The sequence below is a fragment of the Microbacterium xylanilyticum genome, assembly GCF_054654695.1.
In genome coordinates, this window is the sequence record NZ_BAAIEN010000002.1 from 1,743,456 (window position 1) to 1,759,897 (window position 16,442).

Below are 16,442 nucleotides of genomic sequence, written 5' to 3' on the forward strand. Positions count from 1 at the left end.
AATCATTAGCAAATCAGGACAATTCAGCCATCCGTGCAGCCAGTTCAGCGTCACGGTTCCCGCCGTGCTGATAGCGCATGGCGGCGGCGATAGTCGAGTGTCCTGCACGCTCCTGGATCTCGCGGAGGGTCGCGCCGGTCAGCGCGTAACGACTCAGCCCGAAGTGCCTGAGTCCATGCCAGGGCAGGTCGTCACGGCCAGCAGCAGCGCGTGCCGGATACCACGCGCGGACGAACGTGGATTCGCCCAGGTGACCCCCGCTGACGCTCGGGAACAGCAGCCCGTCAGGCCCCGGCTGCGCGTGCTGCTCGATGTGCTGCTTCAGCTCGCGCGACACGGCCGGGGGGAGTGCCACCGTGCGCACACCTGCTTCACTCTTCGGCGGGCCGACGTGGAAGCCGCCGCCCTTCACGCGGGTAACAGCGCGGGTGACGTTGACCATGGCCACGTCGCCGTCGAAGGTCACGTCCTTACGGCGAAGCTCGGTCAGCTCCCCATAGCGGAGAGCGCCCCAGGCGGCGACGCTGACGGCCGCGCGCAGGTGCTCCGGCATGCTCTGCTGGATGATCAGCAGCTCCGCGGACGTCGGCGGCAGCGTCTTCTTGCCGGTGCTCGCGTTCTGCGCGCCGCGGATCTGACACGGGTTGACAGGGATCAGGCCATCCTGCACGGCTGTCTGCAACACGCTCCTCAGCAGCCCGTAAGCGCGCGCTGCGGTGGTCTTCTGGCCCGCCTTCACAAGCTTCGAGTACCAGCTGCGGACGGACTCAGGGGTGATCGCGGCCAGCGGCATCGTGACTAGGGGAGCGAGCGGGCCGCCGCGGTCCTTCCCGTTCTTCGTGTCCTTCGCACTGTCGGGCAGCCTCAGCATGCGCTCGTACTCGGCGCGCGTCGTGTGGCGGAGCGGTTCGCCGTTGCGGCCCGTGCGGGTCTTGATCCAGTCGGCGGCGTAGGTGCCGAGGGTCTGCGCCCGCTCGCGCTGCAGGACGTCCTTCGCCTTGACGATGGCGGGTGCCCATTCGCCCTGGACGATCTGCGCCCGCTGCACGGCCAGCCAGCTCTCGGCGTCGATCTTCGCGACATAGGTCTGCGGCGCGGTGTGCCGTCCTCCGTCCGGGCCGACGTAGCTCGCCTGATAGCGGCCCGAGGGCAGCTTACGCACCTTCCCGAAGCTGGCGCGCGTCGCCTTCCGTTCGCGTCCCAATGCGTCGGTGATCTTGCCGCGTGCCCCAACCATCTCGTGCTCCCTGTTCGATCCCAGTGTCGAATCAGCGTGCCCCAACGTGCCCTAACGGGTGCTGATTGTTGCCCATTCTAGCCCTATCTGGCCACATTGAGGAGAGGATAGAAATACCAGGTCAACGTCTCGAAATCCACGAGATTCTGCGGATCTCGGAAGGGTCAGGTGTACCGGTTCGATCCCAGTATCGCGCACAAGAGAAACCCCCGGTCCGGCCCGGGGTTTTTGTGGTTCAGCGGTCGTCTCCCGCGCTCGTGTCGGGGGAGTCCTCGTTCGAGCCGCGGTCGTGCGGGTTCCCCGTCGCCGCGTGATCGCTGCCGGGCCCCGGATCCCCGCCCTGGCCGGCGTGCGCGGCCGCACCCCTGCCAGGGCCGTGGTGCGGTTCGACGTCGGCGGCCGGGACGACCGGCGCCTGCGGTACCGCCGGGGACGGGACGCCGGCGACCGGCGTCGAGGGCAGAGGGGTCGGCTCGGACGACGGGCCGGGCACGGAGGGCTGCGCCTCCGGAGGATCCGGGTGCGCGAGACCGCCTAGACCCGCTACGGCGAGAGCGAGCGCGATCAGCACACCGGCGCAGACGGCGACGAGGCCGCGGGTGCGGCCGCGTGACCATCGTCGGGCCGCGCGTCTGCTGCGGGACGGGAGGTCGCGGCCGCCCGTGGAACCACGGCTGCGGGTCGGCAGCCCTACTGCGGAAGACGTACGATCCTCCACGCAGAGGAGATCCGCGGCCGCTGCTGCCACCTGTGCGGCGGACGGGCGTTCCTCGGGTTCGGCGGCCGTCATGCGCCCCAGGAGCAGCGCCCATCCGGTACCCAGCGCATCAGGGACCGTGGGCGGTGCCATGCCGCCGGGCGCATCGGGGACCGTCGGCCCCGATGCGCGGGCAGCGTCCGTGCCGAGCGCGGCGGGAGACGGGCGAGCGCCGGTGAGCGCCTCGAGCAGCAGCACGCCCAGCGCGTACACATCGGCGGCCGGGGTGGCGCGAGCGCCGCGGAACAGCTCCGGAGCCATGTACGCCACGGTGCCGATCGTGATCCCCGGCGCGGTCAGCGCAGTGTCGTCCGTGCCGCGTGCGATCCCGAAGTCGGCGAGGACGGCGTGCCAGGGGTGCGAGGGATCGAGCGATGGCCGCAGCAGTACGTTGGAGGGCTTGACGTCGCGATGCACGGCACCCGAGGCGTGCACCGCGGCGAGCGCGTCGGCCAGGTCCCGCCCCACGGCGGCGGCGTCGGCGCGGTCGAGCGGCCCGTGGGCGATCAGCTCCGCGAGGGTCGGCCCGTCGATGTACTCCATCACGAGGTACCGCGGACGGCCTGGGCGCCGCTGCCCTTCGGCGCCGCGATCATCGGCGCCGCGCTGTGCTGGCTGGTCGAGCTCGGCGGCCCGATCGTCGCGGAGCGCAAGGGCGAGGGGGAGCGCCGCGGCACGCCCTGGCACGCGCACCACATCGCGGAGCGCTACTCGCTCCTGACGATCATCGCCCTCGGCGAGACCGTCATCGGCACGCTCGCCGCCGCCCAGGAGATCGCCGAGACCGAAGGATGGACGGTCGACGCGGTCGTCGTCATCGGCGCCGGCATCGCGATGACCTTCGCCCTGTGGTGGATCTATACGATGCTGCCGTCGGGCGCCGTGCTGGCCGCGCACCGCGACCGCGCCTTCGTGTGGGGCTACGGGCACGCCCTCGTGTTCGCCAGCATCGCCGCCGTCGGCGCCGGCCTCCATCTGATCGGCTACGCGTACGGCGAGCACGCACTTCCGACGTCGACGGTGATCCCGATGATCGCCGTGCCCGTCATGGTGTTCGTCCTGTCGGTCGCGCTCCTGCACCTGCACCTCGTGCGCCGGCGCACGCGCGGTCTGCCGATCCACGTGCTCGCAGGGGTGCTCCCGGCGGCGGGCGTCGCCGCAGCGGCAGCGGGCTGGGCGCTGTGGGCGTGCCTGCTCGCCGTGCTCGCGGGGCCGGTGCTCCTCGTCGTGGCGTACGAAGCGGGTGGCTGGCGGCATCTGGACGAGGCCCTGGGTGGATCGCTGGTCGGGTCGCAGGATGCGGCGGCGTAGGATTCTCCTATGGACTTCGCTCGGCTGACGCACGCGACCGTCGTCACGGTCACCGGCACGCGAACTCTCAGGGCCTGAGCGGGCAGGGCGCCGACGCGCCCGAAGCTGAGCCGAGACCGTCGCCAAACTGGAGAACTTCCTTTGTCTGAGAACCCCGTGTCCGCCCCTGAACTGCCGTCCTACCCCTGCGACGGTTTCGCACTCTACGGCGCGAACGGACCGTACAGCGACCGCTCCGTCGTCGCCATGCTCGTCAACGGGCAGCAGAAGGACCTCGCTGCCGTCGTGAACGAGGACGACGACGTACAGCCGATCACGATCGACAGCCCTGAGGGCCTCGCGATCCTGCGCCACTCCACGGCGCACGTGCTCGCTCAGGCCGTGCAGCGCATCAAGCCGCAGGCGAACCTCGGCATCGGCCCGCCCATCACGGACGGCTTCTACTACGATTTCGGCGTGGACACCCCGTTCACCCCCGAGGACGTCAAGGCGATCTCGAAGGAGATGCAGCGGATCCAGCGCGAGGGCCAGCGCTTCGTCCGCCGCGTGGTCACCGACGACGAGGCGCGGGCCGAGCTCGCGGACGAGCCGTTCAAGCTCGAGCTCATCGGCCTGAAGGGTCCGGGCGCCGACAAGACCGAGGGCGCGTCCGTCGAGGTCGGCGAGGGCGAGCTGACCGTCTATGACAACGTCTCCAAGGATGGCGAGGTCGTCTGGAAGGACCTCTGCCGCGGTCCGCACCTGCCGAACACCCGCATGATCGGCAACGGCTGGGACCTCACCCGCATCGCCGCGGCCTACTGGCGCGGATCCGAGAAGAACCCGCAGCTGCAGCGCATCTACGGCACGGCGTGGCCCACCAAGGACGAGCTGCGCGCCTACCAGCAGCGCCTCGAGGAGGCCGCAAAGCGCGACCACCGCCGCCTCGGCAAGGAGCTCGACCTCTTCTCCTTCCCCGACGAGATCGGATCCGGCCTCTCGGTCTGGCACCCGCGCGGCGGCATCATCCGCGGCGAGATGGAGCAGCACGCGCGTCGCCGCCACATCGCGGCGGGGTACAACTACGTGTACACGCCGCACATCTCCAAGGAGGACCTCTTCCTCACCTCGAACCACCTCGTCACCTACCGCGACGGCATGTTCCCGCCGATCCGGATGGACGAGGAGCGCGACGAGGACGGGCACATCACCAAGCAGGGCCAGGACTACTACCTGAAGCCGATGAACTGCCCGATGCACATCCTCATCTACAAGGAGCGCGCGCGCAGCTACCGCGACCTGCCCCTGCGGCTGGCCGAGAACGGCACCGTCTACCGCAACGAGCTCTCCGGCGCCCTGCACGGCCTTACGCGTGTGCGCGGCTTCACCCAGGACGACTCGCACCTCTTCGTCACGCCCGACCAGCTCGAGTCCGAGGTCACCAAGGTCCTGGAGTTCATCCTCTCGATGCTGCGGGACTTCGGGCTCAGCGACTTCGAGCTCGAGCTGTCGATGCGCGACGACGAGAAGGACAAGTGGATCGGATCCGACGAGTTCTGGGAGTACTCCACGAACGCGCTGCGCAACGTGGCGCTGGCATCCGGCCTCAAGCTGACCGAGGTGCCCGGTGAGGCGGCCTTCTACGGCCCGAAGATCGACCTGAAGACCACCGACGCGATCGGCCGGGTGTGGCAGCTGTCGACCGTGCAGGTCGACCCGAACCTGCCGGAGCGCTTCGACCTGGAGTTCACGGACCGGGACGGGCAGAAGAAGCGCCCGATCATGATCCATCGCGCCCTGTTCGGGTCGATCGAGCGCTTCTTCGCGATCCTGCTCGAGCACTACGCCGGCGACTTCCCGCTGTGGCTCTCCCCGGTGCAGATCATGGGGATCCCCGTGGCCGAGGAGTTCGCGGACTACCTGGATGACGCCGTCGCGGCGTTCCGCGAGGCCGGCGTGCGCGCCGAGGTGGACCACTCCGACGAGCGCATGCAGAAGAAGATCCGCAACCACACCACCGGCAAGGTGCCCCTGATCCTCATCGCGGGGGAGCAGGACCGCGCCGCGGGAACGGTCTCGTTCCGCTTCCGGGACGGGACCCAGGAGAACGGTGTGCCCCTCGCCGATGCCGTGGAGCGGGTGCGCCGCGCGGTCGAGAGCCACGCGCTGATCCAGACGGCGGGCGACCTGGCATGACCATCGACGGGGGCGCCGCCGGCGAGCGGCTCGAGGACGCCGCGCACCTGGCCGGCGTCCCCGACGAGTTCCAGCGCCTCTGGGTGCCGCACCGGATGACCTACATCCAGGCGGGCCCGGAGCCGCTGCGCGAGGAGTGCCCGTTCTGCGAGGCGCCCAAGCATCCGGACGAGGAGCGGCTGATCGTGGCCCGCGGGCGCACGGCGTACGTGCTGCTGAACCTGTTCCCGTACAACTCCGGGCATCTTCTGGTCTGCCCGTACCGCCACATCGCGACCTACGACGAGGCGACCGCCGAGGAGGTCGCCGAGATCGGCGCGCTCACCCAGACCGCCATGCGGGTGTTGAAGGCCACCTCGCGATGCGACGGCTTCAACATCGGCATGAACCAGGGTGCCGTCGCCGGCGCCGGAGTCGACGCGCACCTGCACCAGCACGTCGTCCCGCGCTGGAACAGCGACGCGAACTTCTTCCCGATCATCGCCAAGACCAAGGCGCTGCCCCAGCTGCTCGGCGACGTCCGCAACACCGTCGCGGCGGCCTGGCCCGCCTGAACCGCGGGGTTCCACGGGCATGCCGGTGCATCCGCAGCGCCCGAGATGCGGCGAGTTGCCCGAGATCAGGCGATCTCGGCAGGATCCACCTCATCTCGGGCGGTTCGCCTGATCTCGGTGCCCACCGCGGCGCCCGCGGAGCACCGACTCGGCGTCAGCGCACCTGGCGTGCGGTGAACTGCAGCGGCGGGTTCGCGTAGAACTCCTGGGCCGGGATGAGCTGCAGCTCGCGCGCACCCGACTCGAGGGTGAGCCGCAGCAGCTCGTACACGCTCGACACCGTGCGCTCCAGGGCAACCTTCGCGTCGCCCGTCTCGACGTAGTGCGCCGTGAACAGGGCCGCGGTGACGTCGCCGGATCCGTTCGCCTTCATCGGCAGATGCGGGGTGGCCACGAGCCAGGCGCCCTTGTCGTCGACGGCGAGCATCTCGATCGTGCCGTCCTCGCGGTCGGGGCGCTCCACGCTCGTCACGAGCACGGTGTTCGGGCCCATCGCGCGGGCGGCGTCGACAGAGGCGAGCGTCGATTCGAGCGTGTCGGGCTCGGTGCCCGTGAGGAAGCCGAGCTCGAACTGGTTCGGGGTGATGATGTCGGCGACCGGCACCACGCGGTCGCGCAGCAGGACGGGGATGGCCGGCGCGACGAAGCAGCCGGACTTCGCGTTGCCCATCACCGGGTCGCACGCGTACACGGCGTTCGGGTTCGCGGCCTTGACGCGAGCGACGGCGTCGATGATGACGTCGCCGATGCCTTCGCCGCCCTGGTAGCCGCTGAGCACGGCGTCGATCTCGCCGAGCACGCCGCGCTCCTCGATGCCGGTGACGACCTCGCGGACGTCCTCCGGGGCGATCAGCGGACCGCGCCACGCGCCGTAGCCGGTGTGGTTGGAGAAGTTCACGGTGTAGACGGGCAGCACCTCGACGCCGATGCGCTGGAGCGGGAAGACCGCAGCGGAGTTGCCGACGTGGCCGTACGCGACGGCGGACTGGATCGAGAGCACGGTGAGCATTCCTCGATCCTCTCACCTCGCGGACGGCGCATCCGCCCACTGTCCGGGTGATGTCGGACCCCGTCGCAGACAGCGTAAGATATGTCCTATGACAGAACTGGCATCCGAATCCACCACCGGCACCGCCCGCGTCAAGCGCGGCCTCGCGGAGATGCTCAAGGGCGGCGTCATCATGGACGTCGTCACGCCCGAGCAGGCGAAGATCGCGGAGGACGCCGGCGCCGTCGCCGTGATGGCTCTCGAGCGGGTGCCCGCCGACATCCGCGCTCAGGGCGGCGTGTCCCGCATGAGCGACCCGGACATGATCGACGGCATCATCTCGGCCGTCTCGATCCCGGTCATGGCGAAGGCGCGCATCGGCCACTTCGTGGAGGCGCAGGTGCTGCAGGAACTCGGCGTGGACTACATCGACGAGTCCGAGGTGCTCTCGCCGGCCGACTACGTCAACCACATCGACAAGTGGGGCTTCACGGTTCCCTTCGTCTGCGGCGCCACCAACCTCGGCGAGGCGCTGCGCCGCATCACCGAGGGTGCGGCGATGATCCGCTCCAAGGGCGAGGCCGGCACCGGCGATGTCTCCGAGGCCATGAAGCACATCCGCACCATCCGCGGCGAGATCGCCAGGCTCACGTCGCTGAGCAAGGACGAGCTGTACGTGGCGGCCAAGGAGCTGCAGGCGCCGTACGAGCTCGTCGTCGAGGTGGCGGAGAAGGGCGCCCTCCCGGTCGTCATGTTCGTCGCCGGCGGAGTCGCGACTCCGGCGGACGCCGCCATGATGATGCAGCTCGGCGCCGACGGCGTCTTCGTCGGATCCGGCATCTTCAAGTCGGGCGACCCGGCGGCGCGTGCCGCCGCGATCGTGAAGGCGACGGCCGCCTACGACGACCCCGCGGTGATCGCGCAGGTCTCGCGCGGCCTCGGCGAGGCCATGGTCGGCATCAACGTGTCGGACCTGCCCGCGCCACACCGTCTCGCGGAGCGCGGCTGGTGACAGCCGCTCTCCGGATCGGCGTGCTCGCCCTGCAGGGCGATGTCCGCGAGCACGCGGCGATCCTCACCTCGCTCGGGGCGGAGGCGGTCGCCGTCCGCCGCCCCGAGCAGCTGGAGGGGCTCGACGGACTCGTGATCCCGGGCGGCGAGTCGAGCGTGATCGACAAACTGTCCCGGATCTTCGGGCTTCGGGATCCGCTGCGGGCGCTCATCGCCGACGGTCTGCCCGTCTACGGCACCTGCGCCGGCCTGATCCTGCTCGCCGACGAGATCGAGGGCGCGATCGACGGGCAGCTCACGTTCGGTGGCCTGGACGTGACCGTCGCGCGCAACGCGTTCGGCGGACAGGTCGAGTCGTTCGAGACGGAACTGCAGGTCGCCGGGATCGCGGATCCGGTCGCCGCCACCTTCATCCGCGCCCCGCTCATCACGCGGGTCGGGCCCAAGGCCAGGGCGATCGCCGCGCTGCCGGACGGCGGCGTGGTGGCCGTGGAGCAGGGCAACCTGCTCGGCACCAGCTTCCACCCGGAGATGAACGGCGAGACCCGCCTGCACCAGCGGCTGCTGGACATCGCCGCGCAGCAGCGCACTGCGCGCGCGGCCTGAGCCCGTCGACGTCGGGTCGTCGCACGGCCGGGCTTGTTTAATGGAGAGGTGCCCTCCGGTTCTCGCATGCCCCGCTCAGCCCGTCTCGCGCTGAGTGCCGGCTACGCGTTCCTCGGACTCGTCTTCCTCCTCTGCGCGGCGTGGGGGATCGGCGAGGCCGTGGATGCCTCGCGCCCCGTGCAGTGGGGGACGTTCACGCAGTTGTCCTGCGAGAGCACCAAGAGCGGATGCCGGCCGATCGGCAGCTGGACCAGCGACGACGGCTCGCGCAAGCTCGACGGTGTGGTGCTCGCGGGATCGACCGGCCCCGTGGAGATGGCGCGCGCGGGTTACCGCGATGGCGCGACGGCGATGGCGGGGGACCGCATCGTCGTGCGCACGGACGCCGGCTTCTCCGACGCGGCCTGGCTGCCCTGGGCGGTCTGCGCGGTGACGGTACTCCTCGGGATCCTCCTCACCTGGATCTACCGCAGCAGGCGCGTCGATCCCGGTGCACCTCCCGACGGCACCGTGCCGCGAGCGGGGATCTTCTAGAATGGACGATGCCCTGGCGGGAGCGACCCCGGGGCGGATACGAGCAGGAGACATATGTCCGGGCATTCCAAGTGGGCCACGACCAAGCACAAGAAGGCGGTCATCGACGCACGCCGTGCCAAGTCGTGGGCCAAGCTCATCAAGAACATCGAGGTCGCCGCGAAGCTCGGCGGCCCCGATCAGGCGGGCAACCCGACGCTGTTCGACGCGGTGCTGAAGGCGAAGAAGACCTCCGTCCCCAAGGACAACATCGACCGCGCGATCAAGCGCGGCGCCGGCATCGGCGGCGAGTCCGTCGAGTACAGCTCCATCATGTACGAGGGCTACGGCCCGAGCGGCGTCGCCCTCATGATCGAGTGTCTGACCGACAACAAGAACCGCGCCGCCGCCGAGGTGCGCACGGCTCTCAGCCGCAACAACGGCACGCTGGCCGACCCCGGCAGCGTCGCGTACAACTTCACCCGCAAGGGTGTCATCGTGGTCTCCTCCGAGGGAACGACCGAGGACGACGTCATGATGGCGGCGCTGGAGGCGGGCGCCGAGGAGATCGAGCCGCACGCCCAGGGCTTCGAGGTCATCACCGACGCTTCCGACCTGGTCGCCGTGCGCACCGCCCTGCAGGAGGCGGGGATCGAGTACGAGTCGGCCGACGTCGAGTTCGTGCCGAACCTCAAGGTCGAGATCGACGCGGAGGCCGCCCGCAAGGTGTTCCGCCTCATCGACGCGCTCGAGGACAGCGACGACGTGCAGAACGTGTACGCCAACTTCGACCTGACCCCCGAGGTGCAGGCCGAGCTCGAGAACGACGAATAGGCCCCCGAGCCTCCGAAGGGGTCGACGTGCGCCTCGGCGCCGCCGGCCCCTTCGTCATGCTGCACCGGTGGTCCCCGCGCGTCGGTCACTGAGCCTGTCGAAGTGACGTCGCGTCACCGTCGGTCACTGAGCCTGTCGAAGTGACCTCGCGTCACCGTCGGTCACTGAGCCTGTCGAAGTGACCTCGCGTCACCACCGTCGGTCACTGAGCCTGTCGAAGTGACCTCGCGTCACCACCGGTCACTGAGCCTGTCGAAGTGACGTCGCGTCACCACCGTCGGTCACTGAGCCTGTCGAAGCGACCTCGCGTCACCACCGTCGGTCACTGAGCCTGTCGAAGCGACCTCGCGTCGACGCGAGCGCGAGAGTTCAGGCAGATCCGCCCCGCGAAGTTCGATGAGCGCCAGCTTCTTCGCCCGTGACCATCCTTGGATCTGCTTCTCCCGGGTGAATGCATCCTCGATGCGGTCGAACGCCTCGGAATATACCAAGTGGACGGGGCGACGTCTGCGGGTGAAGTTCGCACTCACGTCCCGGTCGTTGTTGTGCTGCCAGATCCGCGCCTCGACGTCGATGAGGTCCGTGCTGCCGGTGTAGAACGAGCCGTCCGCGCACTCGACGATGTATGTCCAAGCCATTTGTCGATCCTTCCCCCGACGCGAGGGCCGAGAACCAGGCTGTGGAGAACTCGGGTCCCTTCGACGGGCTCAGGGACCGGACTCAGGCGGGTCCCTTCGACGGGCTCAGGGACCGGACTCAGGTGTGTCCCTTCGACGGGCTCAGGGACCGGACTCAGGTGTGTCCCTTCGACGGGCTCAGGGACCGGATCTGCGGAGCGCCTCGGCCCTGGCGCGGCGCCCCGCGCCTAGCCTGGGGGGATGACCGGAATCCGTCGCGTGCTGGGCATCGACCCGGGGCTCACGCGCTGCGGCGTCGGCGTCGTCGACGTCGACCCGATGCGGCGCGGCACCCTCGTGCACGTCGGAGTGATCCGCACGCCCGTGGACGCGCCGATCGGGGAGCGGCTCGCTGCGGTGGCTGTGGGGATCCGGGCGGTCATCGCGGACCACGCGCCGCAGGCGGTCGCCGTGGAGCGCGTCTTCGCGCAGCAGAACAGCCACACCGTGATGGGCACGGCGCAGGCCAGCGGGGTGGCGCTGCTCATCGCGGCCGAGCACGGACTCCCCGCGGCCACGCACACGCCGAGCGAGGTCAAGGCGGCGGTCACCGGATACGGATCCGCGGACAAGAAGCAGGTGCAGGCGATGATCGCCCGCATCCTGCGGCTGGACGCGCCGCCGCAGCCCGCGGACGCCGCCGATGCGCTGGCCATCGCGCTCTGCCACGCCTGGCGCGGACCGGGGCTCGCGACCTCGGCGGCGGATGCCGGAGGCCAGACGCCGGCGCAGAAGGCGTGGGCCGACGCGGAGCGTGTCGCTCGAACATACCTACGAGCACCTGCGTAGACTGCTGACATGATCTCCTCCCTGCGCGGCACCGTGCTGTCCACCACCACGGATTCCGTCGTCATCGAGGTCGGGGGAGTGGGCTTCTCGGTCGCGGTCCCCGGCGATGTGGCGCACACGGCGCGCATCGGACAGGAGCTGCGCCTGCACACCTCGCTGATCGTGCGGGAGGATGCCCTGTCGCTGTACGGCTTCGCGGATCCCGCCGAGCTGGAGGTGTTCGGTCACCTCCTGTCGGTGACAGGGGTGGGCCCCAAGTCGGCGCTCGGCGTGCTGTCGCACCTGTCCGTCGACCAGATCGCCTCGGCGGTGGCGGCAGACGACGACGCGCCCTTCCGCCGGGTCTCGGGCATCGGTCCGAAGACCGCGAAGCTCATCGTCGTGCAGCTCACCGGCAAGCTGCAGCCCCCCGCGGCCGCTCCGGTGGCCGCATCGATCCCCGACGAGATCAGCGCGCAGCTGATCGCCGCGCTCATCGGGCTGGGCTGGTCCGAGCGGGTCGCCGCCGACGCCGCCGAGCGCAGCACGGCCGACGCCAGCGAGACCGAACGCGGGTCCGTCGCCCTGCTGCTGCGTCGCACGCTCGCGACGCTGGGACCCGCGCAGGGCGGGGGCGCCCGTGGCTGAGTTCCGCGACTCGAGCGAGGCCGTCGACGAGGCCGAGCTGGCGATCGAGGGTGCGCTGCGCCCGTCGAGCCTGGACGAGTTCGTCGGCCAGCACAAGGTGCGCGGGCAGATGAAGCTGCTCCTCGACGCGGCCCGGATCCAGGACCGTCCGGCCGACCACATCCTGCTGTCCGGCCCGCCCGGGCTCGGGAAGACCACGCTCGCGATGATCGTCGCTCACGAGAGCGGGCGCCCTCTGCGCATGTCCAGCGGCCCGGCGATCCAGCACGCCGGCGACCTCGCCGCGCTGCTGAGCAGCCTGACACCCGGCGAGGTGCTGTTCATCGACGAGATCCACCGGATGGCGCGCTCCGCCGAGGAGATGCTGTACCTCGCGATGGAGGACTTCCGCATCGACATCATGGTCGGCAAGGGCGCGGGCGCCACCAGCATCCCGCTCGAGCTCGCGCCGTTCACCCTCGTCGGCGCGACGACGCGCTCCGGACTGCTGCCGAACCCCCTGCGCGACCGATTCGGGTTCACCGCTCACCTCGAGTACTACGACCCGGCCGAACTGGAGCGCGTCGTCGAGCGCTCGGCGATCGTCCTGGGCGTCGACGTGCCCGCGATCGCGCGCGAGGAGATCGCCCGTCGCTCCCGCGGCACCCCGCGCATCGCCAACCGGCTGCTGCGCCGGGTGCGGGACTACGCGCTCGTGCACGGCGGCGGGTCGTCCGCGGCCGTCGAGGACGTCCGCGCCGCGCTCGAGCTGTACGACGTCGACCGGATCGGGCTGGATCGCCTGGACCGGGCGGTGCTGGACGCCGTCGTGCGGCGGTTCCGCGGCGGACCGGTGGGCTTGAGCACCCTGGCGGTGTCGGTCGGCGAGGAGGCCGACACCATCGAGAGCGTCGTCGAGCCGTACCTGGTTCGGATCGGCTTCCTCGGCCGTACACCTCGTGGGCGCATCGCCATGCCCGAGGCCTACACTCACCTCGGCGTCGCGCACCCCGAGGGGGCCGCGTTGTTCGATGACCTATAATCGCTGGAGACTTCCACCATCCCCACCCTTCTGCGCCCCACCGTCGGCGCGCGCCCGAAAGGCTCTCTCTCCGCATGAACTTCGCGACCTTCTTCTCGCAGTACGGCCTGTTCTTCGTCCTGGCCATCCTGCTCGTCTTCATGGTGCTGTCGACGCGGCGCCGCAACAAGCGGATGAAGGAGGAGCAGGAGAAGAAGGCGCAGGAGACCGTTCCCGGCGCCAAGGTGCTGCTGCAGGGCGGCATCTACGGGACGATCGTCGAGTTCGACCCGGAGAACCTCGACCGCCCCGCGAAGGTGGAGGTCGCCCCGGGCGTCGTCATCGAGGTGCACTCGCAGGCGATCCTGCGCATCGTGGACGAGGAGCAGGCGGCGCCAGCCGAGGAGGCTGCGCAGACGCCGCTCGACGAGCACACGCCGCTGGACGAGCGTCCTGAGGACATCCGCATCGAATCGGCCGAGGAGACGCGCGCGCGTCTGCAGCGCGAGGCCGACGACAAGAACTGACGCGCGCCCCGCGCCGTCGCACTCCCACCCTCAGAAAGCGAAGAACCTTCGTGGCATCGTCTTCTCCGGTCAAGCACGCCTGGCGGGTCCTGCTCGGCCTGCTCATCGCCATCGGTGTGCTTTTCGGCCTGAACGCGCTCGGCGTGTACGGCTTCGGCAAGAGCTCCTGGACGCCGCAGCTCGCCCTCGACCTGCAGGGCGGCACGCAGATCATCCTCAGCGCCCAGACGGCCGACGGCAAGGATCCGAACGCCGAGCAGCTCACGCAGGCGGCGCAGATCATCCGTCAGCGTGTCGACGCCTCGGGCGTCGGCGAGTCCGACATCACGACGGAGGGCGGCCGCAACATCGTCGTGCAGATCGCCGGCAAGGCGGACGAAGCGACGCGCAACCGCATCCAGGCGAGCGCGAAGATGGAGCTGCGCGCGGTGCTCGCGGCGACCAACCCGGCGACCTCGTTCGTGGGGGATGACGGCAAGTCCACGCCGTACCCCACGCCGGCGCCCGACCTCGCCTCCACGCCGTCGCCGAAGCCCACCGACGGCAGCGACATGTCCTGGGTGACGCCGAAGCTGCAGGCCCAGTTCCTCGCCTACGACTGCAAGACCAAGCGCGAGGCGGCGAAGCAGCCCGCCGATCAGCCGCTCATCGCATGCGACAGCAGCGGCCAGGCCAAGTACCTGCTCGGCCCGGTCGAGCTGGACGGCACGTCGATCAAGGACGCCACCGCGGGTCTCAACCAGCAGAACGGCCAGTGGGAGGTCAACCTGACCTTCGACGGCAAGGGCACCGACGCCTTCGGCAAGGTGAGCCAGCGCCTCTACGCGTTCACGCAGCAGAACCAGACGCCGCGCAACCAGTTCGCGTTCGTGCTCGACGGATCCGTGATCTCCGCGCCGTCCATGAACGGCGTCATCCTGGACGGTCGCCCGTCCATCAGCGGCTCGTTCACGCAGGAGACGGCGAAGAGCCTTGCCGACCAGCTCAAGTTCGGTGCGCTCCCGCTGAGCTTCACGGTGCAGAGCTCCGACACGATCTCGGCGACGCTCGGATCCCAGCAGCTGCAGATCGGCCTGCTCGCCGGCCTGATCGGACTCGGCCTCGTGGCGATCTACTCGCTGCTCAGCTACCGCGCCCTCGGTTTCGTGATCATCGCGTCGATCGCCGTGATGGCGGTCATCACGTATGTGCTGATCTGCATCCTGGGCTGGCGCATGGGCTTCCGTCTGTCGCTCGCCGGCGTGGCCGGTCTGATCGTGTCGATCGGATTCACGGCGGACTCGTTCATCGTGTACTTCGAACGCATCCGAGACGAGCTGCGCGACGGCAAGTCGATCACCGGTGCGGTCGAGGACGGCTGGAGCCGCGCCAAGCGCACGATCTACATCTCCAAGTCGATCAACATCCTCGCCGCGGTCGTGCTGTACATCCTGGCCGACGCCACAGTGAAGGGCTTCGCCTTCACGCTGGGCCTGACGACCCTGATCGACGTGCTGATCTTCGTGGTGTTCACGCACCCCGTCATGCAGCTTCTCGCGCGCACCCGGTTCTTCGGAAACGGTCACCCGCTGTCCGGCATGGATCCGGAGGCGCTCGGCGCGGTCTATCGCGGACGCAGCGAGTACCGCGAGGTGATCACCGGGTCGCAGGGCCGGGCCGCCCGCGCCAGCCGCTCGCGCGGTGAGGCGGAGCGCCGGCAGACCATCGCCGAACGAAAGCGCGCGGAGGCACTCGCCGACGCGTCCCAGGGCGCGAGCCGGAACGGGGAGAACGACTGATGCGCTCCATGAATGAGCTCGGCAACGACCTCTACTCCGGCAAGACCTCCTTCCCGTTCGTCGGGAAGCGGCGGATCTGGTTCATCATCGCGATCCTGCTCGTCGTGGGCTCGGCGCTCGTGCCGCTGTTCCGTCCGGTGCAGTTCTCGATCGAGTTCACCGGCGGCTCGCAGTTCACGGTCGAGGCTCCGGCGACCCGCGATCAGGGCATCGCGACGACGGCCGTGCGCTCGGTGCTGCCGAACGTCACGACCAAGGTGACCACGGTCAACAACCGCGACATCCGGGTGCAGACCGCGCAGCTCAAGAGCGAGCAGCAGTCGCACGACGTCGCCGCCGCACTCGCGAAGGCGTACGGCGTCTCCGAGGACAAGGTGAACACGTCGTTCATCGGCCCGAGCTGGGGCGAGGGCGTGACCCGGCAGTCGCTCTGGGGCCTCGCGATCTTTCTCGCGCTGACCTTCCTCATCCTGGCGATCTACTTCCGCACCTGGAAGATGTCGGCGGCGTCCATCCTGGGCCTGCTCGACGTGCTGATCATCACGATCGGCGTCTACGCGCTGGCGGGCTTCGAGATCTCTCCGGCGGCCGTGATCGGCTTCCTGACGATTCTCGCGTACTCGCTGTACGACACCACGGTCGTGTTCGACAAGATCCGCGAGAACACCACGGAGGAGGGGGCGAAGTCGTCCCGCACTTTCGGGGAGTCGGTGAACCTGGCGGTGAACCAGACACTGGTCCGCTCGATCAACACCGCGGTCATCGCGGCCCTGCCGGTCGGCGCGATCCTGTTCATCGGGGCGTTCTGGCTCGGCGCGCAGACGCTGACGGACATCTCGCTGTCCATCTTCGTCGGCATCATCGTCGCCGCGTACTCGACGCTGTTCGTCGCGGCGCCGCTGTACTCGCTTTTCCGTGAGAACGAGCCGGCGATCCGCGAGCACGACAAGCGGGTCCTGGCGGCGCGCCAGCGCGCGACGGTCAGCGCGATCGAGGTCTGATGCCCTGTCAGGCCGGTGGCTCGGCCCCCTCGGCCGTCTATGGATCCCGCCCTCCCG

General features: G+C 69.6%; 17 protein-coding genes. 13 read left to right on the forward strand and 4 right to left on the reverse strand.

Annotation, left to right across the window (positions count from 1 at the left end; all coding sequences use genetic code 11):
* Positions 1–13: 13 nt before the first annotated feature.
* Together ACYQ1L_RS08810 and ACYQ1L_RS08815 are read right to left on the reverse strand one after the other, a co-directional pair.
* A complete protein-coding gene (locus ACYQ1L_RS08810; RefSeq protein WP_460003813.1) occupies positions 14–1,282 on the reverse strand; it encodes a tyrosine-type recombinase/integrase in 1,269 nt (422 codons plus the stop codon).
* Between the two features lie 190 nt (positions 1,283–1,472).
* Positions 1,473–2,537, reverse strand: a complete 1,065-nt coding sequence (locus tag ACYQ1L_RS08815; protein WP_460003814.1) for a serine/threonine-protein kinase — start codon at positions 2,535–2,537, stop codon at positions 1,473–1,475.
* On the opposite strand from ACYQ1L_RS08815, the gene ACYQ1L_RS08820 reads away from it, so the two are divergent.
* The 3 genes from ACYQ1L_RS08820 (at position 2,493) to ACYQ1L_RS08830 (ending at position 6,034) form a co-directional block, all read left to right on the forward strand.
* Entirely contained in the window at positions 2,493–3,305 is an 813-nt protein-coding gene (locus ACYQ1L_RS08820; RefSeq protein ID WP_460003815.1) for a low temperature requirement protein A, read from the forward strand. The genes ACYQ1L_RS08815 and ACYQ1L_RS08820 overlap by 45 nt on opposite strands.
* A 246-nt stretch (positions 3,306–3,551) precedes the next feature.
* Positions 3,552–5,480 (forward strand): threonine--tRNA ligase, encoded by a 1,929-nt coding sequence (thrS, locus tag ACYQ1L_RS08825; protein WP_460005784.1) that lies wholly within the window; start codon positions 3,552–3,554, stop codon positions 5,478–5,480.
* Positions 5,477–6,034, forward strand: coding sequence for an HIT family protein (locus tag ACYQ1L_RS08830; protein ID WP_460003816.1), 558 nt, complete (start codon positions 5,477–5,479; stop codon positions 6,032–6,034). Before thrS ends, ACYQ1L_RS08830 begins: the two co-directional genes overlap by 4 nt.
* A gap of 154 nt (positions 6,035–6,188) precedes the next feature.
* Here ACYQ1L_RS08830 and pdxY read toward each other — a convergent pair whose 3' ends face one another.
* Complete coding sequence (gene pdxY / locus ACYQ1L_RS08835) at positions 6,189–7,043, reverse strand: pyridoxal kinase PdxY (protein WP_460003817.1); 855 nt, start codon at positions 7,041–7,043, stop codon at positions 6,189–6,191.
* A gap of 88 nt (positions 7,044–7,131) precedes the next feature.
* Between pdxY and pdxS the strand changes: the two genes are divergently transcribed.
* From pdxS to ACYQ1L_RS08855, 4 genes are all read left to right on the forward strand, one after another.
* Complete coding sequence (pdxS, locus tag ACYQ1L_RS08840; protein WP_460003818.1) at positions 7,132–8,034, forward strand: pyridoxal 5'-phosphate synthase lyase subunit PdxS; 903 nt, start codon at positions 7,132–7,134, stop codon at positions 8,032–8,034.
* A complete protein-coding gene (pdxT, locus tag ACYQ1L_RS08845) occupies positions 8,028–8,639 on the forward strand; it encodes a pyridoxal 5'-phosphate synthase glutaminase subunit PdxT (RefSeq protein ID WP_460005785.1) in 612 nt (203 codons plus the stop codon). The genes pdxS and pdxT overlap by 7 nt, the downstream gene beginning before the upstream one ends.
* Positions 8,640–8,705: 66 nt before the next feature.
* Positions 8,706–9,173 (forward strand): hypothetical protein, encoded by a 468-nt coding sequence (locus tag ACYQ1L_RS08850; protein WP_460003819.1) that lies wholly within the window; start codon positions 8,706–8,708, stop codon positions 9,171–9,173.
* A 54-nt stretch (positions 9,174–9,227) separates the two neighbouring features.
* A complete protein-coding gene (locus ACYQ1L_RS08855; RefSeq protein WP_460003820.1) occupies positions 9,228–9,986 on the forward strand; it encodes a YebC/PmpR family DNA-binding transcriptional regulator in 759 nt (252 codons plus the stop codon).
* A gap of 281 nt (positions 9,987–10,267) precedes the next feature.
* Here ACYQ1L_RS08855 and ACYQ1L_RS08860 read toward each other — a convergent pair whose 3' ends face one another.
* Positions 10,268–10,624: a GIY-YIG nuclease family protein gene (locus tag ACYQ1L_RS08860; protein WP_460003821.1), complete on the reverse strand. Its 357-nt coding sequence runs from the start codon at positions 10,622–10,624 to the stop codon at positions 10,268–10,270.
* A gap of 240 nt (positions 10,625–10,864) precedes the next feature.
* Between ACYQ1L_RS08860 and ruvC the strand changes: the two genes are divergently transcribed.
* The 6 genes from ruvC (at position 10,865) to secF (ending at position 16,385) form a co-directional block, all read left to right on the forward strand.
* The gene (ruvC, locus tag ACYQ1L_RS08865; RefSeq protein ID WP_460003822.1) at positions 10,865–11,452 is read left to right on the forward strand and encodes a crossover junction endodeoxyribonuclease RuvC; all 588 of its coding nucleotides are present in this window, start codon (positions 10,865–10,867) and stop codon (positions 11,450–11,452) included.
* Between the two features lie 9 nt (positions 11,453–11,461).
* Positions 11,462–12,079: a Holliday junction branch migration protein RuvA gene (gene ruvA, locus ACYQ1L_RS08870; RefSeq protein ID WP_460003823.1), complete on the forward strand. Its 618-nt coding sequence runs from the start codon at positions 11,462–11,464 to the stop codon at positions 12,077–12,079.
* Entirely contained in the window at positions 12,072–13,100 is a 1,029-nt protein-coding gene (ruvB, locus tag ACYQ1L_RS08875; RefSeq protein ID WP_460003824.1) for a Holliday junction branch migration DNA helicase RuvB, read from the forward strand. The genes ruvA and ruvB overlap by 8 nt, the downstream gene beginning before the upstream one ends.
* A 74-nt stretch (positions 13,101–13,174) precedes the next feature.
* Complete coding sequence (locus tag ACYQ1L_RS08880) at positions 13,175–13,606, forward strand: preprotein translocase subunit YajC (protein WP_460003825.1); 432 nt, start codon at positions 13,175–13,177, stop codon at positions 13,604–13,606.
* Positions 13,607–13,656: 50 nt separating this feature from the next.
* Entirely contained in the window at positions 13,657–15,384 is a 1,728-nt protein-coding gene (gene secD, locus ACYQ1L_RS08885; RefSeq protein ID WP_460003826.1) for a protein translocase subunit SecD, read from the forward strand.
* The gene (gene secF, locus ACYQ1L_RS08890) at positions 15,384–16,385 is read left to right on the forward strand and encodes a protein translocase subunit SecF (RefSeq protein WP_460003827.1); all 1,002 of its coding nucleotides are present in this window, start codon (positions 15,384–15,386) and stop codon (positions 16,383–16,385) included. Before secD ends, secF begins: the two co-directional genes overlap by 1 nt.
* The last annotated feature ends 57 nt before the right edge of the window (positions 16,386–16,442 follow it).

Bases quoted from the DNA above. Each gene is read 5' to 3' on its own strand.
- ACYQ1L_RS08860 (WP_460003821.1), bottom strand. From the start codon at position 10,624: ATGGCTTGGACATACATCGTCGAGTGCGCGGACGGCTCGTTCTACACC.
- ruvA (WP_460003823.1), top strand. From the start codon at position 11,462: ATGATCTCCTCCCTGCGCGGCACCGTGCTGTCCACCACCACGGATTCC.
- ACYQ1L_RS08830 (WP_460003816.1), top strand. From the start codon at position 5,477: ATGACCATCGACGGGGGCGCCGCCGGCGAGCGGCTCGAGGACGCCGCG.
- thrS (WP_460005784.1), top strand. From the start codon at position 3,552: ATGCTCGTCAACGGGCAGCAGAAGGACCTCGCTGCCGTCGTGAACGAG.
- pdxY (WP_460003817.1), bottom strand. From the start codon at position 7,043: ATGCTCACCGTGCTCTCGATCCAGTCCGCCGTCGCGTACGGCCACGTC.
- pdxS (WP_460003818.1), top strand. From the start codon at position 7,132: ATGACAGAACTGGCATCCGAATCCACCACCGGCACCGCCCGCGTCAAG.
- ACYQ1L_RS08880 (WP_460003825.1), top strand. From the start codon at position 13,175: ATGAACTTCGCGACCTTCTTCTCGCAGTACGGCCTGTTCTTCGTCCTG.
- ruvC (WP_460003822.1), top strand. From the start codon at position 10,865: ATGACCGGAATCCGTCGCGTGCTGGGCATCGACCCGGGGCTCACGCGC.
- secF (WP_460003827.1), top strand. From the start codon at position 15,384: ATGCGCTCCATGAATGAGCTCGGCAACGACCTCTACTCCGGCAAGACC.
- ACYQ1L_RS08815 (WP_460003814.1), bottom strand. From the start codon at position 2,537: ATGGAGTACATCGACGGGCCGACCCTCGCGGAGCTGATCGCCCACGGG.
- ACYQ1L_RS08850 (WP_460003819.1), top strand. From the start codon at position 8,706: ATGCCCCGCTCAGCCCGTCTCGCGCTGAGTGCCGGCTACGCGTTCCTC.
- ACYQ1L_RS08855 (WP_460003820.1), top strand. From the start codon at position 9,228: ATGTCCGGGCATTCCAAGTGGGCCACGACCAAGCACAAGAAGGCGGTC.